Raw genomic sequence first — 22,482 nt, 5'->3', positions numbered from 1 at the left:
TCCTACTAAAACTTTACACTAACCTAATCAATGTACTTGAACACCATGTTCATGTAAAAATTCTAGTTTGTTTTCTCTAGCTTGATGTTTAAAATGGTACTCGGCACTCAAAGCGTCATGTTTGTTGTCAAAAGTTTCATAGTATATCAAACGCACTGGTCTGCGTTTTTTCATGCGCGTGTACTTAGCACCCTTTCCAGCATTGTGAGTTGCCACACGGGCTTTTACATCCACAGTAAATCCTCCATACAAAGTGCCATCCGCACATAACAAAACATAAAAGAAATACTGACGAGTTTTATTTTCTTCCATATAAAAATCCTTTAACCTCTTGCGAGTATTCTTCACCCTCATATTCATACAACGGATCCATGAATCGGATTCCATCTGGCCGTCCATCTTTAATCGCTTCAATCAAAACCATATTGGCTTCATTATGCGGACGTGGATAGACTAATCGAATCCTTTTGGGTGCTAGTCGATTTTGTTTTAAGGCTTCTAAAATTTCTAAAAAACGGTCCGGACGATGAACTAAAAATAACTTGCCGTTCATTTTTAATAGACCTGAAGATACCTTCAAAACTTGATTAAGGGTTGTTTTCACCTCGTGTCGTGCAATTGCCAGATAAGGATTAGGATTTTTCTTACTGGTAGTCTGATTGCGAAAATATGGTGGATTGCAAAGCACATAATCATAAGAATCTTTATTAAACTTTTGGAAGGTGTCTGCAAGATCTAAGTTATACATTTTGACACGATTTCCTAGCTGATTTAATTGAATACTTCGGTCACCCATGTCTGCAAGCCTATGTTGTAATTCAAGCTGGTCAATTGATCCCTTTGTCTTTTGACTCGCAAACAATCCCACGGCGCCATTACCCGCGCATAAGTCCATCACTTTAGTTTTTGGCGAGTTTTTTAATTCAGCGAAACTCGCCAACAAAACAGCGTCTAATGAAAACGAGAAAACATCTGGGCTTTGAATTATTTTAATATCCCGACTGTAAAGCTGATCAATTCTTTCGTTTTTCTTTAAAATATCGGTATCTTTCATTTTTTCCTCTTATTCATTACTTGCAACAATTTTGGTTTTTGTTCATACTTAAGCTATTAATTCAGCATGACAGGAGAATCATATAGTGGTTTATTCATTTTTAAGAGTTTTAATACGAGTATTATTATACATTATCAATGGACGTCCCCATTACTTAAATCGCAAAAATCTTCCAAAAGGGTCTTACATTTTAGTTGGACCCCATCGCACCTGGTTTGATCCAATTTATTACGCCCTGGCAGCCAGTCCAAAGAAATTTTCGTTCATGGCTAAAGAAGAACTATTCAAAAACCCAATTATTCGTTGGATACTGGTTCACTGCTATGCTTTTTCAGTAAACCGAACAAATCCAGGTCCTTCAGCAATCAAAACACCTGTTAATATTCTTCGGCAAGGAAAATTATCCATGATTATCTTTCCGTCTGGATCACGTCATACGCAGCATTTAAAGGGTGGTGCTGTAGTCATTGCCAAGATGGCAAATGTGCCAATTATCCCCACTGTGTATCAAGGTCCCCTAACATTTAAAACACTTTTTTCTAGAAAAAGGGCAACAGTAGATTTTGGAGAACCCATTCAAATCGATCGCAAACAACGGATGGATGAAGCTGGTCGTAATGCACTTGATGCACAACTTCAAAATGCATTCAATAAGCTTGATAAAGAGATCAATCCAGACTTTAAATATGTGGATGTTTCTAAAAAATAAAAAATCTGTAAACAGTTAAATCTAGCACTGTTTACAGATTTTTTATTAGGTATCTAAAGGTTGAAAGTATCAAAATTATTATATCAGTGTGTTGCTTGCAGAGATTAGATTTAGTCTAGAAACAAATGGGATCAGCAGTGTCGTTTATCTTAGTGGGTTTAGGCCGAGCTTGGAGACGTGACTTTCGGCCCCAAGCTTGGCCTAAACCCACTACGTTCCAGGCCAATTTTGCTGGAAGACGGCATTTTATCTAACTTTGCTGCCATGAACGTTTTCGTATCAAGCAACAAGATAAATTTTTGTAGTTTCAACCTTTAGTTAGCCGTCAAATTGCGTATTTCCTTGCAACTCGTACATATCATAATACATACCGTGTTTAGCCAACAATTCATCATGAGTGCCTCGTTCAATAATTTTGCCATGCTTTAGAACTAAGATTTGGTTAGCATCTTGAATTGTTGATAATCGATGCGCAATCACCAGCGAAGTTCGACTCTGACTCATCTTTCTTAAACTACCTTGAATCATGTCTTCAGTTTCTGTATCAATATGAGCAGTTGCCTCATCCAAAATTAGAATCTTAGGATCACTCACAATGGTACGAGCAAATGAAATCAACTGGCGTTGACCACCCGAATATTCAGCACCACGTTCAATCACCTTGTTATGATACCCCCTAGGCAATTCTTCAATAAACTTGTCAGCTTGGACAAATCGTGCTGCTTGCCGGATATCATCATCGCTAATCTCATCATTATACATTCGAATATTTGAAGCAATATCGCCATAAAACAAAAACGGCTCTTGTAAAACTAGCCCAATTTTCTTGCGTAATTCCTCTGGTGCATACTCGCGAATGTCGTGTCCATCAACTAATATTTGACCCGATTGAAATTCGTAAAAACGCATCAACAAATTAATTGTGGAACTCTTGCCACTTCCAGTAGAACCAACTAACGCTACTGTCTCCCCTGGATTCACAGTGAAATTAATATCATTCAAAACATCGTTTTCACCATCGTAGGAAAAAGTGACATGCTTAAACTCAATTTTTCCTTCAGTAATTTTCAAATCTGATTTTACATTTTGTTTAGGTTCAAAACTCTGATTGTCCAATATTCTTAAAATTCGGGTGCTGGCAACCAGACCATCTTGGAAAGTAGACAAATAGTCCATCATGGATGACATAGGATTATAAAAGCTATCGATGTAACTTACAAACGCATAAATCACACCAGCAGCCACAGGATTTTTGAACGCATCAATTCCAAACAGCCCAAGTGCAATAACAACTCCCAACGCATACATCAAATTGATAATCGGATTAAGCAGCAACGAGTTCATGCGAATCATTGAAAAACGTGCGAATAAATAGTCATTATTTGTTTTTTCAAATTCTGATTCAATTCGTTTTTCTTGGCGAAACTGTTGAATAACACCAATTCCCACAAGCGATTCACTGATCTTAGTATTCAATTGACTTAGGTTTTCGCGCATTCGACGATACACTGTTGAACTATATTTTTGATAAAACCAGATAATAAATACTAAAAACGGTAGCAAGGCTAATGTTGCCCATGTGATTTTCACACTAGTCGTAAACATGGCAACCAATGCTGAAGCCATACCAAAAACGCCAACAATCAACGTTAAAAATAAAGTCCAAAAGTCTTGCAAACTCATCGTATCATTAGTAACTCGCGATACAATTGAACCTGCTGGAGTTGCATCAAAATAGCTCATACCTAATTTGTGTAGTTTCTGAAAAAGCAACACGCGGACACGCTCCAAAGTTCTTTCAGCTCCCATTGCATAAAGAAACGTTTGGCCAAATTGAAAAACAGCCTGCAAAACTGCACCTAAAAAGTAAAGTCCAGCAAACAAAAACATAATTGAAAGCGGTGTCGATGTGTGAACCAAGTAATGATCCATATAAAACTGAATTAAGCGAGGTAACAAAATGTTAATCACACTCACAATACCCGCAAAAACAATTGCAACGAGAAATTGCTTCAAAAAAGGCTTTGTGAACGGCATCATCCGTTTGATCGTGTGAAACTGCTCTTTGGTAGTCATTGTGTGCGACCAAATTGATTCTTTTTTATTCTGCACTTGAGTCACCTTCTTTTTCGATTTTTGTTTCCATTTGTTGACGATGGAACATGTCTTGATACCAACCAGGTTGACTAACCAATTGTGAATGGGTTCCTCTTTGGATAATTCTTCCATTATCTAGAACTAAAATTTCATTCGCATTCATTACACTACTTAACCGATGAGCCGCAATAATAGTAGTTTTATCTTTCCTTTCTTGGCGAAGTTCCTGTAAAATGGCATGCTCAGTTCCTCCATCAACTGCAGATAAAGCGTCATCTAAAAGAAGGACTTCGGGATTAATAATTAAAGCGCGAGCAATTGCCAAACGTTGCCGTTGGCCTCCTGATAGTGATACTCCTTGTTCCCCAACTTCAGTATCAAATTGATTTGGTTGATCTAAAATATCCGCGTACAGATCACTCTTTTTTGCGGCCGCAACAACTTCATCATCCGTCGCATCAAAATCACCAAATCGAATATTGTTTTTGATTGTATCCGAAAATAAAAAGCTTTCTTCTGGCACATAACCTAAAGAAGGTAAGTATGAATTCAAGGCATAGTCCTTGATATTAATTCCGCCAACGGTGATAGCTCCTTTATAATCATCAAACTCGCGTAAGATCAATTTCATCAATGTTGATTTTCCAGTTCCAACTTTCCCAACTAGACCAATTGTATTTCCAGCGGGAAGTTTAAAGTGCACATCATTTAAACTGCTATTTTCATCTCCCGGGTATGTGAAAGACTGAATATTAAAGTCCAGATCACCAGTTGCCCGTTTTTGAACCGCATGTTTATCATCAATAATGCTTGACTTAGCGTGGAGTAATAAATTAACCCGGTCATAACTTGCATTTCCACGTTCCATAATATTGAACAAGTTACCAATCGCAAACATTGGCCAAATCAACATCGTAATGTAGGAAATGAAAGAAACCAATTGACCAATATTAATCACATTGTGAACAACAAATGAACCACCAAGAACCAAAGTAATCATGTAAGAAATCCCGATTAAAACAGTTGTCATTGGATTAAAAAGTGCGTCCAACATATTAACTTTTCGATTAATTTGAATTGTTTGGTCAACTAACTTTTTGAAATCATCAATATCTTCTTGGTCTTGTCCAAGGGATTTGATGACCTTAATCCCCATGATGCTCTCTTGGGTTTTATTATTTAATCGTGAAAATGCTGCCTGTGACTTTCGGAAAGCAATATGGATCTTGGTTCCCAAGTAACCGGCACTAATCGCTAACAAAGGAAATGGAATCATAGCTAATAGGGTTAAGCGCCAATCAACCAATGCCATCATTGCAATAATGGTTGTAATCCCAGTAATAATTGAATCCGCAAACGACAAAATTCCAGACCCTGCTACTTGCTGAATGGCCTGTAAATCGTTGGTTGCGTGGGCCATTAAATCACCAGTTCGGTGCTCCTGATAAAAAGTTTGATCCATTTGCATATAATGGTTAAATAACCGACTTCTTAGCGTTTTTTCAAGGCGTGCAGCTCCGCCAAAAATCCGTGACCGCCATGTGTACCGGAAAATATATTGTAAAAAGCCCACAGCAGCAAGAATTAGTAGTGAAATTGTTAAAGAAAAACCTGTTAAACCTCTGGTACTGATTTCTTGAACTAAATTACCAATGATTTTTGGCGGAATAACATTTAAAACCGCGACAAGCAAGAGAAAAATAACGCCAATTAAATAATTCCATTTTTCTATTTTAAAAAACCAACCCAATTTTCGAAAAATTGACACGACTGCCCCTCCTATTTATAACTAGCTAAAAGTCATATTCCCCAATTTTTGGCAACAAAAAAAGGACAAAAATAATCTTTGTCCTTTATCATTAATAAAATTGTTTAAAACTACTTTTGATGTTTAGCTTGGTTCTGCATTGAATTCATCATTTGATGCAATTTCTTTTGCGATGGTTTTTGTCCCATTTGCAACATCATAGTCCGCAACATTTCTTCATTGATCGGAGGATTATTTTTAAGATAACTTTCCATATATTTACGAGCAGCAAAAAAACCACCGACTGCCCCAAGTAATAACGCGATAATAACAATTACAATCCAAATTCCAGTTGACAAAGTCCTAACCTCCTAACAAATATGTATACTAATTCATAGTACACAAAATATCCACAAAATAAAAGAGATAGTATCGATTTATTTCTCCATACCTCTCATTTTAGCATTAATTTTAAATAAGAAAAGATTAAAATGACATTATAAAACAGAAAAATTAAATTTAATCATCTCTTAAACCCTTTTTACGTTGAACTTTTTTTACTTTTTCTGGCGTAACTTCTTTACCGCTCTTGTCAAAGATACGCATCATTTCGACTTGGCTCTTAAATCCAGCTCGGAACCGTTTTAAATATTTTTGTCGCAACTCTTTACGTTCGATAATTTCTAAATCCGTTAATCCTTCAGCTTTAGCCTTGTGTGCTAACTCATTAATCCGTTTGATTAATTTTTGAAACTCTTCATCCTCTGCCAATACAATCACTCCCGATTTCTTTAAACATAATTCTACACTGTTGCATTAATTTTTTCAAAAAATTAAACCGAACATTTGTTTGAATACACTAAGGTCATATGGTAAAATGAAAACAAGAAAATGCGAGGTGCGCAATTATGTCAAAAACATCTGAAAGCAAGCAAGAGGCTGTACTGCGATACATATATGACAACGTAAATGAGAAAGGCTACCCACCAACTGTGCGTGAAATTGGTGAGGCAGTTTCACTTTCCTCGACATCTACAGTTCACGGCCACATTGAACGGCTGCAAAAAAAAGGATTTTTACAAAAAGATCCAACAAAACCACGTGCGTTAGAAATTACTCCTCTTGGTCTCGAAGAACTTGGAGTTAGTGCCACACCACATAAGATTCCCGTGCTTGGAACAGTTACTGCAGGTGTGCCAATTCTAGCAGTTGAAGAAGCAACAGATTTTTTCCCGTTGCCACCAGAGTTTGAACATGAAGATGGTGAATTGTTCATGTTAACAATTCGCGGGGAAAGTATGATTCAAGCTGGCATTTTAAATGGTGATCAAGTTATTGTGCGCAAACAGACTTCAGCCGACAATGGTGATATCGTCATTGCAATGACCGATGAAAATGAAGCAACCTGCAAGCGGTTCTTCAAGGAATCTGATCACATCCGTTTGCAACCTGAAAACGATACAATGGCTCCAATAATTCTTCAAAATGTCAGCATTCTTGGCCGTGTCGTTGGCCTCTATCGTGATCAAATCTATTAAAAGATAAAAAAGCTCGAGAATTAATGATTCTCGCGCTTTTTATTTTTCAGGAAGATAATCTGTGGCTAACCAACGAGCAGTTTCTTGAATATTTGCTGAGCCGTTTTGTAACGTTCGTTTATCAATTGGTACCTCATCATTAATGTTTTTAACCAGTTGAATATTTTTAGGTAAATTCGTCAGATTTGGTGCAATCTTACCCGCCAACACAATTACCTGACAAGATGGATTCCATTTCAAACAAGCACTTGCAACACCAAACGGAACTTTCCCATTTCTGGACTGTGTATCAAAAGACCCCTCTCCAGTTATGACATAATTGGCATCCTGACAAAGTTTCTCGAATTGACTAATTTCTAATACTTTATCAATGCCAGAATCCAGTTCAGCGTTAAAAAAAGATTTTAACCCATAACTTAATCCACCAGCTCCACCGGTTCCCCAGTCATTAGCATAATTTGTATGCAATTTTTTTTGGACAATTTTAGACAAATGTTTTAAATTATTTTCGAGTTCAATGACATTTTCGGGTGTAGCCCCTTTTTGAGGGCCAAAAATTTTAGAAGCTCCTTTTTCCCCTAAAAGCGGATTGCCAACATCATTCAAAACAAAAATCGGTGGGATTGAGGACATATTTTGTGGCTTAACTATCTTTTCAAGATCCTTCAACCCAACGTTTCCTAATTGAATAGACTCGCCTTGCCCATCTAAAAATTGATAGCCAAGTGCCATTGCAGCACCAACCCCACCATCATTGGTTGCACTACCGCCAACACCTATAAAAATCTTTTCAGGACCATACTGCAAACAAGCTTTAATTAGTTGGCCTGTCCCAAAAGTAGAAGTCTTCATGGCATCAAGTTCAGCAGTTTTTAAGTGTTCAATTCCACTCGCTGATGCCATATCGATGACAGCAGTTTTTTGATCCTTAGTCTTCCCAAATTGAGCCTTAATTGATCTTCCAAGCGCATCCTCAACCTCTAATGTATGCATCGAACCCCCCAGATGACTCATAAGGGCCACCATTGTTCCCTCACCACCATCAGCAATTGGCAATGGAACACAATCTAAATTTGGTCGAGCTTTTGTTAATCCTGCCACAATATGCTCCGTGGCCACTTTGGCAGTCATACTATTTTTGAAAGAATCTGGCGCCACAATAATCTTCATGATAAGCCTCATTTGTAATTTTCTTTGTTAATATTGACTCGGAGTAACCGAATTGGTATGCAATTCTTTGCTTCAACAACTGTATTATACTGAATTAATGCAGCTTTGTAACGCTCACGGTAATTAACTTGCAGAATTTCAATTACCAACTTTGTCCTTAAAATATTCATAATTTTGCCAATGAATGGATAATCTAAATCATCACACTTTTTACATTTTACCAACATCCCAATCTTGAATCTAGTTAGCATATTAATCGCCACCATTTATTAGTATATCCTCATGATAACAATAAGTATTGTCGTCAATCAATTGACAAGCCTCGTTTATACGATTGTACTTTGGTATGGTTTGCGCGATAATATAAGAAAATGACCTGTGAGGGGGATATTTATGTTATTTTTGTTCATTATGGCAATATTTGCACTCATTTTGTCCATTCTAAGACTAAGTATGGTTATCCAAAATGGCGAACGCTTATTTTCACCGATTCTTTTTATTGTGGTCTGTCTAGGCCTAATTATTTTCAGTGGCTTTAATTTACCTTTCTGGCAAAAATCAAAGTCATCAACGCAGTCCACTGCAACTTCAAGTTCAGTTCAGACTACTTCAAAATCTACAAAGAAGTTTGCAAGCACATTTTCAAGTGCAGGTGCTAATGCGTTTCCTGACGAGACTAACAAGCAAAAAAAAGCAGCTCAATCCGTCAAAGAAAACAATATTCTAGCCTCACTACAAAAAAATTATTCTGGAACTGGAACTGTCACTTTCAGTAGAACGGCCAAAGCGTTTTATGTAAAACCAACAAATAAAGATTTTGTGAGCTCGTTGAAATCTTTAATCAAAACACCGTCTAACGCAAAGGACGCAAACTTTGATCAAGTTGTGACCAACTTTAAAAAGCTCTCCTTATCAATCAAAAAGAATTTAGGAAGTAACTATCAAGTTTCACTAATGAATCCAAATAATACTTCAAAACCTATTTTGACTGCTAAAGACGGAACAATCACTTATAATTATTTTCAATAAAAGTAATGTCATCAAAAAAGATCGCCCGATAAAATATCAGGCGACTTTTTTTAACGTTTTTGATATTGACGCTGTTGATCTTTTTGCCCAGCCAGATAAAACTTTGCAGAGTCTTTTTCATAATCTGTCACAAAGTCAGCATCTGACAATGGCATTTGAGACTTAAACATTTTTTCGTAATCTGGAATTGATAATTCTTCGCGGTTACTTAAAACATTGGTGATTGTGGATTCATGCAGGGCTTGCTTATAGTTTGATTGCACCGTAGCTACATAAAACTCACCCTCTGCACCAGATCCGTAACTGAATAATCCAATTTTTTGAGTTTCATTTAAGCTCTCACTATTCACTAGTAATGATAACAAACTCAAGTATAAAGAGCCCGTATACAGATTGCCTACTTGGCGATTAAAAACGCGAGAATACTCAAATTCACGTAACAACTGATTGGCATGGCTCTCATCCGTTTCTGGCAAGATCGCCCTTAAGGCCTTCAACCCCATTTTCGTATAAGGTAAATGAAAAACTAAGGCTTGTAAATCAGAAATCTCTAGACCGTGTTGTTTTTGGTACTGTGCGAATGTCTGTTGGAAAAACTCGATGTACTGTTTTGAAGAATACTTACCATCCACTAATGCTTCTGTTGCATAAAGTGGTCGCCAAAAATCCATGATGTCTGCTACATAATGGGCAGAACCGTTCTCAATTGCTAAAATGCGCGGATTAGCACTGATAACAACGGCCATTGCCCCACCACCTTGAGTAGGTTCACCGGCATTGTGCAGTCCATATCGAGCAATATCTGCCCCCACTACCAAAACTTGGCTATCAGGATGAGCCAAAACATGGTCTTTAGCTAGCTGGATCCCCGCCGTCATGGCATAACAGGCCTGTTTCAACTCCACGCTCTGAATTGTGTTGGGTAACCCTAATAAACGTTGCAGATAAATTGCCGCTGACTTGGAATTATCAATCCCAGATTCAGTCCCGAATAAAATAAGATCAATTTTTTTACGATTATCATCGTTTACAATTTGATCGGCCGCATTTGCTGCCATCGTAACGGCATCTTGAGAATTTGGAATAACCGCTTGTTTAGTCTGACCAATCCCAATTAAATATTTGTCGGGCTCTTCATTTCGTGCTCGCGCTAATTTTGCCATGTCGACATACCATTTGGGTGTGTAGAATCCAATTTTATCTATTCCAACCTTCATCATCGTTATCCTCCATTTTCCGTATCCATAAATCATTGTTACCTATTTTAGCATAGATAATTCTCTTAGCTCCAACTTATCGCAAGCGCGTTTAGGAAACCTTAAAATGTCAAAAGTCGCTTGTAAAACGCTTACTTACAGTTTTTTGGCGTAAAAAACTTACGTGAAGAAAAAAACTATGATAGTGTAATCAATTGTCTGTTAAAAAGAGAAAAGGAGTTTTTAGTTATGTCAGAAAGTTCGGAAAATAAACAAGTTGCACCGTCAGCAACTGTACCTGTTAAACATCCTATGCTTGCCATAATGGGTATGTTAATTGGAGGGTTTGTCGGCATGTTAAGTGAAACATCCCTTAACATTGCATTGCCAAGCCTGATGACGAAGTTAAACGTTAGTGTTGGGACAATTCAATGGTTGGTCACAGGTTACATGTTGATCATTGGGATTGTGCTCCCACTTTCAAGTTTACTGACCAAATGGTTTTCAACCCGTCAGTTAATCATTTTCGGGTTAATTGATTTCATTGTTGGTTCCATCATTTCGGCTGTCGCACCCACTTTTGCGATATTGTTAATCGGCCGAATGATTCAAGGAATTGCTACTGGTTTGGTCTTACCATTAATGTTTACAGTTGCCACCTTGATCTTCCCACCGTATAAGTTGGGAACTGCAATGGGTTTGATTGGTTTAGTTATTATGTTTGCCCCAGCCATTGGTCCTACATTGTCAGGAATCATTTTAGGTGTTCTTTCATGGCGGTGGATCTTTTGGTTGTTTGTTCCATTTTTACTCATTGGAACATTTTTTGCCATTAAATATTTACCAAATGTAAACAACTTAACTAAGCCAAAAATTGATATCTTCTCAATTTTATTGTCAACAATTGGTTTCGGTGGACTTGTAACTGCTGTAAGTATGGCAAGTAATTATGGATGGGGATCAGCAACTGTTTTAATTACATTAGTTGTGTCACTATTAGTCCTTGCCGCTTACATCTACCGACAATTACATTCAGATGCCCCAATTTTAAACTTTCACGTTTTCCAACGGCCAAACTTTAGAATTGGTGCCATCCTGGTTATGCTAGATTTCGGGATTATTTTATCTTCAATGTACTTACTTCCTATGTTCTGGCAAAATGGATTAGCCATCGCAGTCGCATTGACTGGGATCGTTATGCTGCCAGGTGGTGTCGCAAATGCGATATTCTCTGCGGTTTCTGGCCGTCTTTACGATCGTTTCGGTGCCCGTTTGCTAGCCTTACTTGGTTTCTTCATCGTCATTATTGGTGTTGTGATGTTGTTACTAGCAAATTCAAATTCTGCCGTTTGGTATGTCATCCTTGCTCACATTGTCATTATGATTGGTGCCCCTGTTGCGATGTCACCAACTCAAACATTTGGATTAAATGCATTGGACGCCCGTACTGCAGGTGATGGCAGTACCATTATGAATACTTTCCAACAAATTATCGGTGCTATCTCAACAGCCGTTGCGACAAGTTTGTTAGGACTTGGTCAACACGCTTCATCTGCGCCTTTAAATTCACAAAACGCATTTACTAACGGTGTACACTATGGTCTTATTTTCCCATTGGCACTCGCTGTAATTGCATTCTTACTTTCATTTACAATCAATGATAAATCAGAAAGCAAATAAATTTTATAGGTCCAAACTCAAAACGCTTATTCAGTGAAAATTCTGAATAAGCGTTTTAATTTTTTATTATATCTCGTAACTAAAAAAGAAACGCGGTTAAATTCAGCGTTTCTTAATCTTACTCATAAGGAGAGTACAGGATTTGAACCTGCGCGCCGGTATTAGCCGGTTCGCCGGATTTCGAGTCCGGTGCATTACCACTCTGCCAACTCTCCAGAACTACTGAATAAGTATACCAAAAAATCGAGAAATTGGCAAAAATGGTTATTTTACGATTTAAGCAGAAAACATACGAAATATGCAAAGCAATCATCCCTACTTCGTAAATTGAAAACCAAATACTCCTAAATCTTTAATCTTATTAAACATTGACTCAGGTAATTTGATTGACTCAATTTCACTGGCTGATAAATTCAAAGACAGGTTTTTCTGCTCAAATAAATCAGGATTGGCAACCAAAGCAGAACCCACCGCAACTAAATCTAAACCATCGGCCAGTCCAACTGCCATCCTTTCCAATGAATTAAACGAACCAGCTGCAATCAAAGGAACCCGATGATTCACTAGTTTTGAAATTCGTTGAATAAACGGTTCAGTATTTGTACTATTATGCTCATGGTCACTTAATGCATCCCCTAATGAAAGATGTAAATAACTAACTTGTTTAGCAACCAAATTTTCAATAAGGGGTTCAGTATCATTTAAACTCAACCCATCATTTTCTCGTTCTTCGAGGCTAATTCGATAGCCAATGATGAAGGAATCGTCCGCATACTTCGCAGCAACTTTTTTGACTTCATCAACTACAGCCATTGCGAAACGTAACCGATTTTTTAAACTACCGCCCCACTTGTCATCACGGCGATTATAATGCGGTGACAAAAAATTTTGGATCAAAAACCCATGTGCACCGTGAATTTCAACACCGTTAAACCCAGCGTCAATTGCACGTTTGGTGGCAGAGCCAAAATCTCTGATAACCTGTAGTATTTCTGATTCTTCCAAAGCTCGTGGCGTTTGCTCAGGTGCAAAAGCAGTTTTGTATGCCAAAACTGCACTAGCACTGACCACATCCTGATTTGAAATAAATTCTGGTAGAGCTTTATTGCCAGAATGATTTAATTGCAAAACAGCTTTAGCACCACCAGCCTTGATTGCTGTGGCTAACTTGGTCAATCCAGGAATAAACCGATCTGCATACACGGCCAACTCGTTTGCAAAACCAACACCATTTTCTTGAACGTGACTTGACCCTGTAATTACCATGCCAACACTTTTGGCACGAGCACCATAATAGGCAACTTCTTTTTCAGAAACTGTTTGATCATCATGACTGGACCACGTTGTCATTGGTGACATCACAATATGATTTTTTAAAGTTACCTGATTATTTAAGGAAAATGCTTCTTGTAATTTTAAATTATTCATTTCTATATCCTCTTTTCTGTATTCCAACATAGAAAAGAATAAACCTTCAAGTCGTCTTGAAGGCAAGTGTTTTATTTCAATTTTTCGGATATCCGTTCCATTTGTTTAGCATGTTGCTCATAAGTTGCAATTTTTGTATCGAGAAAATCATGCGTATTTTGTAGTGCCTGCATCTTTTGCTCTAACACGTGCTGTTGCTCAATCAAAATTTGTTTGCGTTGCTCCTCAGTTTGTTCACCCTGTTGAGCTAAAAGCGCATACTCTTTTAATACGTCAATTGAAATGTCTGTTTCACGCATGCATTTTGCAAAATTTACCCACTCTAAATCAATCGCATCATAATCCCGATAACCACTAGAATTTCGATGAACGGGCGGAATTAGTCCCACTTCCTCATAGTACCTTAATGTTGGTGCGGGTAAATCAAATTTTTCACTAACTGTTCGAATATTCACATTAATCGACCTCCATTTATTAAAACAAAAAAGCCAACAAAATTGTCAGCTTTAACTTAATTGCTGTCATCATAATAAAACAAGATCAGAGAGATTCCTAATTATTGAAATAACATTTTACGTTTTATAACAAACAAGCTGGAGAAAAGCAACTTTTTCCCAGCTTGTTCAAAAATTAATCAGAAACAACTACCATTGCCTTAATTGTTTTACGATTTTGCATGTCTTGATAGGCTTGGTTAATATCATCCAAACCGTATGTCTTAGTGAAGACTCGACCAGGGTTAATATTACCATCAAGAACGGCCTTAAGCAGAAATTGTTTATCGTAAGTCGTTACTGAAGCCGAACCACCGGCAACTAAGATATTTTGCGCAAATGTTGAACCTAAAGCATGGTTATTATAATGTGGAACACCCACGTAACCAATTCGACCACCATTATGCAGCACTCCGAGTGCTTGTTCAATAGCAGCTTGCGTGCCAACACATTCAAGAGCAGCATCCGCACCGCCACCAAGAATCTCACGAACTTTGGCAATACCTACCTCGCCACGCTCAGCAACAACAGCAGTAGCTCCGGATTGGAGTGCCATTTGTTGACGATCTTCGTGACGACTCATCAAAACAATTTGTGAAGCACCACGCAATTTTGCCGCAATCACCGCACATTGACCAACGGCGCCGTCACCGATGACGACCACTTTATCGCCCTTTTGGACATTGGCACAACGCGCCGCATGATAACCAGTTGGCATCACATCAGCTAAAGTTGTAAGCGATTTGATCATTCCTTCTGTGTAATCAGATGGTTGTCCAGGAATTTTGATCAAAGCCCAGTTGCCATACTGGAAGCGAATATATTCTGATTGAAAACCATTGGACCAGTTCGTCCCACCTTGGTGACGATCACAAGTCCCATCAAAGCCAGCCAGACAAGCATCACATTCTCCACAACCATGGGTGAAAGGTGCAATCACAAAGTCACCTGGTTTCACAGTTGTAATTGCCGAGCCAATTTCTTCAACAATACCAATGGCTTCATGACCATCATTAATCGAATGTGCTTCTTTGTTGTCACCATGCGCATAAGCCCATAGATCAGAACCACAAACACAAGCTCGAACGACTTTGATGATCACGTCATCATCAGCCTGAAGACTTGGTTTGTCAACATTTTGTACTGTCACTAAACCGGCCTTTTCAAAAATTGCAGATTTCATAAGTATCACACTCTGAACAATCGAACATTCGTAAGTACCGAATTGCTCGATGCTCAATTCCTTTCAAATTTAATATACTTCTTTAATAACATTAATTTTTACACCTGTCAAAATTTTAAAAAGTTACTCATAAACAAGAGACTAAACTTTCAAATTAATACCAAAATGTTCAACAAGTCTCTTAGCATATTTCATATGATCAAAACTCATTCTTATTTTAATTTAAGATATGTGTTTAACCTTGACCATCCTTAAATGCTGGATATAAAGTCATCCCACCATCAATAAATAATGTAATGCCTGTCACATAACTTGATTCGTCAGAGGCCAGCCAAGCTGCGCCGGCGGCAACCTCTTCCGGTGTACCAATGCGATTCATTGGCACCATTGAAACCGTTTGATCATATTGTGCTTTATCAGCGAATTTTTTAGCATTAATTGGCGTGTTGATGGCACCAGGACCAATGGCATTGACGCGGATACCATCCTTGGCGTATTCCATAGCAATTGTTTGCGTGAATAACTTTACGCCACCTTTTGCAGCTGCGTAACTAGCAAATGTTGGCCAAGGAATTCGTTCATGAACCGATGACATATTGATGATATTACCTTTTTTATTGTGAGCTTTGAAATAAGCTAACACTGTCTTCGATCCCAAGAAGACACCAGTTTGGTCAATGGAAACGACTTTGTTCCAAGCATCTAATGAAAGTTCGTGGGTTGCTGATTTGATTTCCATACCGGCGTTGTTGACCCAGACATCTAGGTCGCCGAAGTTATCTAGAGCAGCTTGTAATAATGCTTGATTACCTTCTTCAGTAGAAACATTTGCTTGCACGATAACAGCTTTACCACCATTTGCAATTACCTGGTCAGCAGCCTTTTGTGCCCCAACCGGATCGCTATTATAATTAACGACGACAGCCATTTTTTCTTGACCAAAACGGGTAGCAATCGCATTCCCAATGCCTTTAGATCCGCCAGTAATAACCGCGACTTTTCTCTCTAAATCTGTATACATTTTAAGTACCCCCTTAAATAACTGTTGTAATAATTGCACCAACGACAATTAATACTAACCCAATAACAGTAAATCTCAGTTCACGCCGACTCTTCCTTTCATGTAAGAACACCATACCGCCAACGGTCGAAATAACAACAGACAATTGTGAAACAACAAAAGCTGTATTTACACCATTATCATGAACAGACAGAATATAAGTGATCGCTGCAAAAGAAAAAATGATGCCAGCTAGTAAGCTTTGCCAACTAGCCTTTTCCCGTAACACTTGCGGTTGTCGCGTAAAAACGATATAAATCAACACCGCCAACACCATACCAACCGACTCTGGCAAGAAAATTGCTAAACCAGAGGCCACCATTGCTTTAGGAATTGAGTTATATACCAGAAAACCAATCGTTGTCAAAATTAACATAATCAAAGTACTAGTTTGACTTTTTTGTTGGTCAATTTGAACACCATGATCATGAATAGCCGTCATGAAAATACCGATAATTAACAGTACAATTCCAACAACACCAAGAATTTTAGCGTTAACTGCGCCCCATTCACCAAACAATAACACGCCAATCAATGATGTGCCGATCAACTGTAATCCGGTAGAAATTGGCATTGTCTGAGAAACTCCAATTGCCCGATAAGCGTTGTATTGGCCTAACTGACCGATAATCCAAAACGCACCGGCTAATGCTGCCAATACAAAATTACTGACTGAGATTTGTGGACGCAAAATAAAGTAGACAATAACACTCATAAGTAACGTACCAAGCGCAGTTCCAAAAATTTGATTCACTGGTCGCCCGTTGACCTTAGCAACTGCTAGAGGCAAGATTCCCCAAGCAATAGCTGGTAGCAACATCATAAGAAGACTCACAGCCGCACCTCCATTTATTAATTACTCAACTTTCTAAGTTCATACTAATACCTTACAGTAACTTTAAGTCAAGTATTAAATTAATCATTACTCAATTTGACAGTCAATTCAGACTGGGCGTCCCGCAATAATCTGACAAAAGTTGACTCTAATTCACCTAAGTAAATCATCTTAAAGGGCGTAATATCAGCGTCCTGCAACTGAAAAGAGAGGACATTCCAATCCTCATAATAATATAATCCACCAGCATGAATTTGTGCCGTTGTTGTGACGCCAACAGTTACCGGCTGAAATGCTAGTTTAGCATAGTACTCAATGTCTCCCCGACGCTGCAACGTTAACGTTTGTGGAAACTTTTTTTGAATTGCTGCAGCTGTATGATTCTTCTCGGGTTCTAATGGATATGCGGATTCATTAAATGTGATTTTCATTGTCAACTGACCTTTCTGGTTAAAACTTATTTAATTGCTTGATTATCTTAGCAGGTGTAACTACTACAATACTAGTCGCCAGGATTTTTTGTTTAACAACACCACCAGTAGTAACACCTTGTACCGTACTTACCTTAATTTTTTCAGTTTAAGCTTGCTTTTCCGGTAAAACTTCATTTAACAGACTCAAAGCCGTCAAACTACGTGGATAACCAATAAATGGTAACAACACAGTGACGACTGAAAGCAGCGTTTCCTTGCTATTACCTACGTTGGCATTAGCCGCAATATGACCTTTAACTTGAGGATCCGCGCCACCCATGGAAATCAGCATGGCAAAGGTCAATAATTCCCGTGTTTTTACGTCTAAACCGTTACGGGTATAAAAATCACCAAAACAGTTATCAGCTAAAAATGTAGCGAAATGTTTTTGACTGGCTGGTGCGGTTTTTAACATATTATCAACCGTATCCCCAACTATTCCTCTGACCGTTGCCAAGCCTTTTTCATAACGATTATCTGGATCTGTTGTTGCTTGACCTTCAAGTGGCAATTTGATCCCGCGTTCCGTCAATACTTCATTGGTTGCATGCAAGAAATCAAAGACTTTACCTAAACCAGCATAAGGTACTGCCTGATAAACAATTTCCTTAGCTTCAATCGGTGTTACGCCAATATTTAAAGCTCCATTCAACATGGCCTTATATTCATTGACACATTGCATAGCGATCAATGAGGCTAGGGTCACCTGCATGCGTAATTTTAAATCTAGATCCTGATACTTTAAAATTTCATCAAAAGTGAAATTATCGAAAACTTCAATAAATTCCGGATCGGTTTGTTTCAGTGTTGAAACCAAGCCAGGAAATAAGTGTTCATGATTTTGTTGTGCCGTTTTGCTAATTGCCATAATTTTGACCTCCAAAAATTAATTTGTTTTTAATTCAAAGCTAGCTTATACCCTTGCAGTTACTGTAAGGCAACCTTTAATTATCTTTTTTTAAATAAACATTCATCCGCAAAATTATTTAGCCACATTGGCTGACCGTCACCAACTAATAAAGGCAAAGACCACCGCTAAAATGACAAATACCAGCGTATTGAGCCAGAACAAGTTCCGGATACTGGCAATGTGCAAACTATTTTGTAACAACAAAGCGGTATAAGGCGATAAAGAGCCAGCTAAGTTGTAGGCAATCAAGATCAGTGACGTTGCTAAAGTATTGCCGCTACCTTCTAAATTGACGGCGTTTAGAACCCAAGGGAAGAATAAGCGTGCGCCGATTCCAGTCAAAAAGCCACCAATTACTGTTAACCAAGTCGCATTGGACACTGCAATGGCCACCATTGCCAGCGTTAATGCGGTAAAGGCAACGATCAAAATACGATCCTTTAAACAAGTGAATAAACGGCCAAATAGTAGCCCACCAAGTATGGCACCAAGACTTAAGGCTAAAATTACGTAGCTCGCTGAAGTCGCAGTACCGTAACCTGCACTGACCATCAACGTTGGAACCTTGATCCCCATGATCATGTAAAAAGTGATCACAACAAAGGTCAAAATGAGATAACCAAAAATTGCTTTCGGTAAATGAGAAGACTGCTGCGCCGTTTTTTGTTGCGGCTGCGCCTTAGGAATACGTGGCACAAACAGCGCAAACATTACAAATGCTGGTACCGTGATCACATAGGCCCAAAACGACATATGCCAATTAAAACGGACTAATTGGCCCGCGATAAAGGTGACTAAAACGCCACCTAACCCTTCAAAAGTACTTTGAAAGCCTAAAGTTTGTGACCGTTCTGACCCTTGGAAAAAGTAGCTGATGATACTGACCAATAAAGAATTGAACAGCCCCACCCCAAAACCAAATGCCGCCCGTGATAACATCAATAAGGGAAAGCTGGTGATCATAATTGGCGCCAAACTAGCAATCACTGTAATAGCAACCCCGACTAAAACCGTCTGTTTCAAACCAATTTTACGAGCGACCCAGTTACTTAATAAAATTGCGATCAATAAAAATAATGATGGAATCGTCGTCAATAATTCAATTTGAGCTAAAGATACGCTGGGAAAAGCTTTCGCTAATACCGGAATATTCGCATTGATTGCCGGTGCCGAAGCTGTAATCACCGACACCAATAAAATCGATAATTTAGTTAATACTTGTTGTTGCTTAGTCATTTGTAACCACTCCTAACCATTTTTTAATTGCTTTTGTTGCCGCTGTATAACAATATCGTGTACCGTATAATTAGCGTATATGGCTGTACTACCACTAACTCATAACCATACCTATTTGTGAATATTGAGCTTACGCTTCGGTATTATCTGCTACGAAAAACATAATCAATGTCTGTGCACTACGCCATGGTGCTACATGAGCATTAATATTTGTGACATTGCAAATAATGGCACGACCTTTCAATAAATTCATCAGTAATTCTAATAAAAATGACTAATGGTCATATTTTGGCATTAAGTTAACCGCCAATTTCTGGCGGTTATTTTCACTCTTTAACTAAATACGGTCCTAATAAACTGGGTAATTGTAGCGCGCAAAAGCGTTTAACCGTAGCAACTGGATCAAGTGTTTCCGACGTAATACACCAGGTTAAAATTACGCCATATAATTGCGTCAACAATAATTGAGCTAACTGATGAACCGGTGTCGCGATTTTCAATTGGTTAAGGTCAATTAGTTTCATCAACAGGCGCTCAAAGGATTGGACATCAAATTGCCACTTTGCATTGTTAGCAGATGAAGCGCTGATATAACGTACCCACTGGCGAGCCAACCCGATTTTAGAATCTGCAATCACGGTCATAAAATCAACTAGATACCGCTGGATATTAGAAAGTGGATCATCATTTGTTAACTCGGTTGTCCGAGCTGTAATCGGGGCAAAACGCTGCTTACTCAGTTCAAAAATCAGGTCTTCCTTACGGTCAAAATAATTGTAAAAGGTGCCCTTTGCAATACCACTGGCCTTAACGATCGCATCAACCGAAATATTCTCGTAACCATGTTGCACGATCAACTGATTAGCCGTACTGATCAACTTTTTCCGTGTCGCGATCGCATTATCTTCACGTTTTCCCACTTCACTCACCTCAAAAATTAGTATACAATAGTTTAGTTCAAAAAACAATGACTAATAGTCATATATTATAATTGAATTTTTTTCCATTGATAACGTTTATAATCAAATTTTGCACAGCTTATGCCACGGTGAGTTACAATTAAGTTATAAAAATTTAGGACGGGTGTAAAAATGAATATTAAAGAAGCTAGCAAACAAACTGGCGTTTCTTCTGCTGCCATTCGCTACTATGAAAAAGAACTATTAATTCCTGCAATTGATCGTAGTGACACTGGTAATCGTGAAATTGATGCCCGAATTATTCGCCGTATCAATTTTGTTAAAAAGATGCGGGCAGCCGGGATGACCATTGAAAATTTACGGCGTTTCATTGAATTGTTTGATTCAAAGAATGATACCAATAAGGAACAAACTGCATTGTTGAAAGAACAATTAAATGACATGGAAAAAAAGCGCGATGATCTACAATTGGCCATTGACCATTTACACTACAAACTGGATCATTACTATGATCACGTAGTTGCGTCAGAAAAAGAATTACAGGACTTAGATCGGCAACACAAAGAACAGGTTGCCAATTCTACTAAAATTAAATCAAATTTTTAGCATTTACGACCTAGGAAAACGACCAGCAAGACATCTCAATTTTGCTGGTCGTTTCCTTGGTCTACAGTATCCTTTAGTAACTCTAAACTATATACTTTTACAGTCTTTCAACTTCATTACAATTGATTGCAATTGCCTTTACCTACACAATGAGCGTACAATGTGACGGTAACTATAAGCAAGGGAGAACATCATGTATCAGTTATTAACAGATTCAGCCGTCGATTTACCTTATCAACTTCTGGCTGATAATAATATAAAGTTTGTGTCCATGCACGTCACGATTGGTAGCTCCGAATATACGGATGATTTAGAACACCATTTCAATTTAACTAACTTTTATCAAAAAATTAGTCAGGGTATCATGCCATCAACAACTCAAATTAATATCGGTCAATTTATTGAATTTTTTAAACCTTATGTAAAGGCCAATATACCTATCTTGTACCTTGGCTTTTCGTCAGGCCTAAGTGGTACGTTTAATAACGCCCAACAGGCAAAGAAAATGTTAGTGCACGCCTATCCAAATGCACAAATCTATCTAGTTGATTCTCTGGCAGCATGTTGTGGTGAAGGCTTGATGCTTCTTGACGCGATTGATCGGCAAAATTCAGGCATGAAAATTGATGAGCTAGCTAACTGGCTGATTAATAACCGGTTGCATTACCGTCAGTGGTTTACCGTGGATGATCTTAATTATCTATATCATGGTGGTCGAGTTTCGCGAACCGCAGCAGCTGTGGGATCACTTTTACAGATCAAACCAGTGATGGATGTTGACACGCGTGGTCATTTACGACCAGTTAAAAAGGTTCGGTCTCGACGGCGGTCTCTAGAAGCCCTTGCTGCAAATACCGTCAAGGAACTTGAAAACAAATACGACCCCAGAATTCTTATTGCAACAAGTGCTGATGATAAGGTTGCCAGAATTGTTCGGAATCATATTTATAAGCTTGTCCCAAATGCACAGATTTTGTTAGAACATATTGGGCCTACAATTGCCAGTCACACTGGTTTGGGCTGTGTTGCAGTTTTTTCATTTGCAAAAACAAAACGTCAATAATAGGAAAAAAGACTGTGAAAGTTTTACAACTTGCGATAATCCCTTTGTGGTTGT

At 38.3% G+C, this 22,482-nt stretch carries 24 protein-coding genes and 1 tRNA gene; 6 read left to right on the top strand and 19 right to left on the bottom strand.

Features of this window, described 5'->3' with window-relative positions; all coding sequences use genetic code 11:
• Positions 1 to 27: 27 nt before the first annotated feature.
• Both DD627_RS07460 and DD627_RS07455 read right to left on the bottom strand, forming a co-directional pair.
• The gene (locus DD627_RS07460; protein WP_260275073.1) at positions 28 to 312 is read right to left on the bottom strand and encodes a GIY-YIG nuclease family protein; all 285 of its coding nucleotides are present in this window, start codon (positions 310 to 312) and stop codon (positions 28 to 30) included.
• A complete protein-coding gene (locus DD627_RS07455; protein ID WP_260275074.1) occupies positions 299 to 1,054 on the bottom strand; it encodes a tRNA1(Val) (adenine(37)-N6)-methyltransferase in 756 nt (251 codons plus the stop codon). Before DD627_RS07455 ends, DD627_RS07460 begins: the two co-directional genes overlap by 14 nt.
• An 85-nt stretch (positions 1,055 to 1,139) precedes the next feature.
• On the opposite strand from DD627_RS07455, the gene DD627_RS07450 reads away from it, so the two are divergent.
• Positions 1,140 to 1,763 (top strand): lysophospholipid acyltransferase family protein, encoded by a 624-nt coding sequence (locus DD627_RS07450; RefSeq protein ID WP_260275075.1) that lies wholly within the window; start codon positions 1,140 to 1,142, stop codon positions 1,761 to 1,763.
• A 318-nt stretch (positions 1,764 to 2,081) separates the two neighbouring features.
• Here the strand turns inward: DD627_RS07450 and DD627_RS07445 are convergent, their stop codons facing one another.
• From DD627_RS07445 to DD627_RS07430, 4 genes are all read right to left on the bottom strand, one after another.
• On the bottom strand, positions 2,082 to 3,875 hold the full coding sequence (locus DD627_RS07445) for an ABC transporter ATP-binding protein (RefSeq protein WP_375710200.1): 1,794 nt from the start codon (positions 3,873 to 3,875) through the stop codon (positions 2,082 to 2,084).
• Complete coding sequence (locus DD627_RS07440) at positions 3,865 to 5,628, bottom strand: ABC transporter ATP-binding protein (protein WP_260275076.1); 1,764 nt, start codon at positions 5,626 to 5,628, stop codon at positions 3,865 to 3,867. The genes DD627_RS07445 and DD627_RS07440 overlap by 11 nt, the downstream gene beginning before the upstream one ends.
• A 110-nt stretch (positions 5,629 to 5,738) precedes the next feature.
• Positions 5,739 to 5,966 carry a YneF family protein gene (locus tag DD627_RS07435; RefSeq protein WP_057782644.1) on the bottom strand — a complete coding sequence of 76 codons (228 nt, stop codon included), beginning with the start codon at positions 5,964 to 5,966 and terminating at the stop codon, positions 5,739 to 5,741.
• A gap of 160 nt (positions 5,967 to 6,126) precedes the next feature.
• Positions 6,127 to 6,378 carry a DUF896 domain-containing protein gene (locus DD627_RS07430; RefSeq protein WP_057782641.1) on the bottom strand — a complete coding sequence of 84 codons (252 nt, stop codon included), beginning with the start codon at positions 6,376 to 6,378 and terminating at the stop codon, positions 6,127 to 6,129.
• Between the two features lie 137 nt (positions 6,379 to 6,515).
• Here DD627_RS07430 and lexA point away from each other — a divergent pair, with 137 nt between their 5' ends.
• Positions 6,516 to 7,145, top strand: a complete 630-nt coding sequence (lexA, locus tag DD627_RS07425; RefSeq protein ID WP_057782639.1) for a transcriptional repressor LexA — start codon at positions 6,516 to 6,518, stop codon at positions 7,143 to 7,145.
• Positions 7,146 to 7,184: 39 nt separating this feature from the next.
• Here the strand turns inward: lexA and DD627_RS07420 are convergent, their stop codons facing one another.
• Positions 7,185 to 8,315 (bottom strand): glycerate kinase, encoded by a 1,131-nt coding sequence (locus DD627_RS07420; RefSeq protein WP_260275077.1) that lies wholly within the window; start codon positions 8,313 to 8,315, stop codon positions 7,185 to 7,187.
• A 393-nt stretch (positions 8,316 to 8,708) separates the two neighbouring features.
• Between DD627_RS07420 and DD627_RS07415 the strand changes: the two genes are divergently transcribed.
• Positions 8,709 to 9,344 carry a hypothetical protein gene (locus DD627_RS07415; protein ID WP_057782633.1) on the top strand — a complete coding sequence of 212 codons (636 nt, stop codon included), beginning with the start codon at positions 8,709 to 8,711 and terminating at the stop codon, positions 9,342 to 9,344.
• Between the two features lie 50 nt (positions 9,345 to 9,394).
• On the opposite strand, the gene DD627_RS07410 is transcribed toward DD627_RS07415, so the two are convergent.
• Positions 9,395 to 10,561 carry a hydroxymethylglutaryl-CoA synthase gene (locus DD627_RS07410; protein ID WP_068807518.1) on the bottom strand — a complete coding sequence of 389 codons (1,167 nt, stop codon included), beginning with the start codon at positions 10,559 to 10,561 and terminating at the stop codon, positions 9,395 to 9,397.
• A gap of 228 nt (positions 10,562 to 10,789) precedes the next feature.
• Here DD627_RS07410 and DD627_RS07405 point away from each other — a divergent pair, with 228 nt between their 5' ends.
• Positions 10,790 to 12,220, top strand: a complete 1,431-nt coding sequence (locus tag DD627_RS07405) for a DHA2 family efflux MFS transporter permease subunit (RefSeq protein WP_260275078.1) — start codon at positions 10,790 to 10,792, stop codon at positions 12,218 to 12,220.
• A gap of 127 nt (positions 12,221 to 12,347) precedes the next feature.
• On the opposite strand, the gene DD627_RS07400 is transcribed toward DD627_RS07405, so the two are convergent.
• From DD627_RS07400 to DD627_RS07350, 11 genes are all read right to left on the bottom strand, one after another.
• Positions 12,348 to 12,435: transfer RNA gene (locus tag DD627_RS07400), tRNA-Ser, on the bottom strand.
• Between the two features lie 100 nt (positions 12,436 to 12,535).
• A complete protein-coding gene (locus DD627_RS07395) occupies positions 12,536 to 13,648 on the bottom strand; it encodes an NADH-dependent flavin oxidoreductase (RefSeq protein ID WP_260266889.1) in 1,113 nt (370 codons plus the stop codon).
• Between the two features lie 71 nt (positions 13,649 to 13,719).
• Positions 13,720 to 14,103, bottom strand: a complete 384-nt coding sequence (locus DD627_RS07390; protein ID WP_057782627.1) for a MerR family transcriptional regulator — start codon at positions 14,101 to 14,103, stop codon at positions 13,720 to 13,722.
• 175 nt (positions 14,104 to 14,278) lie between these two features.
• Positions 14,279 to 15,325, bottom strand: coding sequence for a zinc-binding dehydrogenase (locus tag DD627_RS07385; protein ID WP_068807501.1), 1,047 nt, complete (start codon positions 15,323 to 15,325; stop codon positions 14,279 to 14,281).
• 235 nt (positions 15,326 to 15,560) lie between these two features.
• Entirely contained in the window at positions 15,561 to 16,346 is a 786-nt protein-coding gene (locus DD627_RS07380; RefSeq protein ID WP_260275079.1) for a glucose-1-dehydrogenase, read from the bottom strand.
• Between the two features lie 13 nt (positions 16,347 to 16,359).
• Positions 16,360 to 17,220 (bottom strand): GRP family sugar transporter, encoded by an 861-nt coding sequence (locus DD627_RS07375; RefSeq protein WP_260266891.1) that lies wholly within the window; start codon positions 17,218 to 17,220, stop codon positions 16,360 to 16,362.
• Positions 17,221 to 17,300: 80 nt separating this feature from the next.
• Complete coding sequence (locus DD627_RS07370; RefSeq protein ID WP_057782619.1) at positions 17,301 to 17,651, bottom strand: cyclophilin-like fold protein; 351 nt, start codon at positions 17,649 to 17,651, stop codon at positions 17,301 to 17,303.
• Positions 17,652 to 17,799: 148 nt separating this feature from the next.
• On the bottom strand, positions 17,800 to 18,561 hold the full coding sequence (locus tag DD627_RS07365; protein WP_068807490.1) for a carboxymuconolactone decarboxylase family protein: 762 nt from the start codon (positions 18,559 to 18,561) through the stop codon (positions 17,800 to 17,802).
• Positions 18,562 to 18,699: 138 nt separating this feature from the next.
• The gene (locus tag DD627_RS07360) at positions 18,700 to 19,839 is read right to left on the bottom strand and encodes an MFS transporter (protein ID WP_260275080.1); all 1,140 of its coding nucleotides are present in this window, start codon (positions 19,837 to 19,839) and stop codon (positions 18,700 to 18,702) included.
• 130 nt (positions 19,840 to 19,969) lie between these two features.
• Complete coding sequence (locus tag DD627_RS07355; protein WP_260289552.1) at positions 19,970 to 20,092, bottom strand: hypothetical protein; 123 nt, start codon at positions 20,090 to 20,092, stop codon at positions 19,970 to 19,972.
• 73 nt (positions 20,093 to 20,165) lie between these two features.
• Positions 20,166 to 20,759 carry a TetR/AcrR family transcriptional regulator gene (locus DD627_RS07350; protein ID WP_057782614.1) on the bottom strand — a complete coding sequence of 198 codons (594 nt, stop codon included), beginning with the start codon at positions 20,757 to 20,759 and terminating at the stop codon, positions 20,166 to 20,168.
• 171 nt (positions 20,760 to 20,930) lie between these two features.
• On the opposite strand from DD627_RS07350, the gene DD627_RS07345 reads away from it, so the two are divergent.
• Both DD627_RS07345 and DD627_RS07340 read left to right on the top strand, forming a co-directional pair.
• Positions 20,931 to 21,365 carry a MerR family transcriptional regulator gene (locus tag DD627_RS07345; protein WP_057782612.1) on the top strand — a complete coding sequence of 145 codons (435 nt, stop codon included), beginning with the start codon at positions 20,931 to 20,933 and terminating at the stop codon, positions 21,363 to 21,365.
• 193 nt (positions 21,366 to 21,558) lie between these two features.
• Entirely contained in the window at positions 21,559 to 22,428 is an 870-nt protein-coding gene (locus DD627_RS07340; protein ID WP_260275081.1) for a DegV family protein, read from the top strand.
• Positions 22,429 to 22,482 lie beyond the last annotated feature (54 nt).

Source organism: Pediococcus sp. (genome assembly GCF_003533255.1).
Classification (GTDB): Bacteria; Bacillota; Bacilli; order Lactobacillales; family Lactobacillaceae; genus Pediococcus; species Pediococcus parvulus.
Note: the sequence above shows the minus strand (reverse complement) of the source record. Positions and strands in the feature narration are given on the sequence as shown.

Bases quoted from the DNA above. Each gene is read 5' to 3' on its own strand.
- DD627_RS07455 (WP_260275074.1), bottom strand. From the start codon at position 1,054: ATGAAAGATACCGATATTTTAAAGAAAAACGAAAGAATTGATCAGCTT.
- DD627_RS07360 (WP_260275080.1), bottom strand. From the start codon at position 19,839: ATGACTAAGCAACAACAAGTATTAACTAAATTATCGATTTTATTGGTG.
- DD627_RS07370 (WP_057782619.1), bottom strand. From the start codon at position 17,651: ATGAAAATCACATTTAATGAATCCGCATATCCATTAGAACCCGAGAAG.
- DD627_RS07405 (WP_260275078.1), top strand. From the start codon at position 10,790: ATGTCAGAAAGTTCGGAAAATAAACAAGTTGCACCGTCAGCAACTGTA.
- DD627_RS07460 (WP_260275073.1), bottom strand. From the start codon at position 312: ATGGAAGAAAATAAAACTCGTCAGTATTTCTTTTATGTTTTGTTATGT.
- DD627_RS07420 (WP_260275077.1), bottom strand. From the start codon at position 8,315: ATGAAGATTATTGTGGCGCCAGATTCTTTCAAAAATAGTATGACTGCC.
- DD627_RS07365 (WP_068807490.1), bottom strand. From the start codon at position 18,561: ATGGCAATTAGCAAAACGGCACAACAAAATCATGAACACTTATTTCCT.
- DD627_RS07415 (WP_057782633.1), top strand. From the start codon at position 8,709: ATGTTATTTTTGTTCATTATGGCAATATTTGCACTCATTTTGTCCATT.
- DD627_RS07340 (WP_260275081.1), top strand. From the start codon at position 21,559: ATGTATCAGTTATTAACAGATTCAGCCGTCGATTTACCTTATCAACTT.
- DD627_RS07395 (WP_260266889.1), bottom strand. From the start codon at position 13,648: ATGAATAATTTAAAATTACAAGAAGCATTTTCCTTAAATAATCAGGTA.
- DD627_RS07345 (WP_057782612.1), top strand. From the start codon at position 20,931: ATGAATATTAAAGAAGCTAGCAAACAAACTGGCGTTTCTTCTGCTGCC.
- DD627_RS07385 (WP_068807501.1), bottom strand. From the start codon at position 15,325: ATGAAATCTGCAATTTTTGAAAAGGCCGGTTTAGTGACAGTACAAAAT.
- DD627_RS07380 (WP_260275079.1), bottom strand. From the start codon at position 16,346: ATGTATACAGATTTAGAGAGAAAAGTCGCGGTTATTACTGGCGGATCT.
- DD627_RS07410 (WP_068807518.1), bottom strand. From the start codon at position 10,561: ATGAAGGTTGGAATAGATAAAATTGGATTCTACACACCCAAATGGTAT.
- lexA (WP_057782639.1), top strand. From the start codon at position 6,516: ATGTCAAAAACATCTGAAAGCAAGCAAGAGGCTGTACTGCGATACATA.
- DD627_RS07355 (WP_260289552.1), bottom strand. From the start codon at position 20,092: ATGAATTTATTGAAAGGTCGTGCCATTATTTGCAATGTCACAAATATT.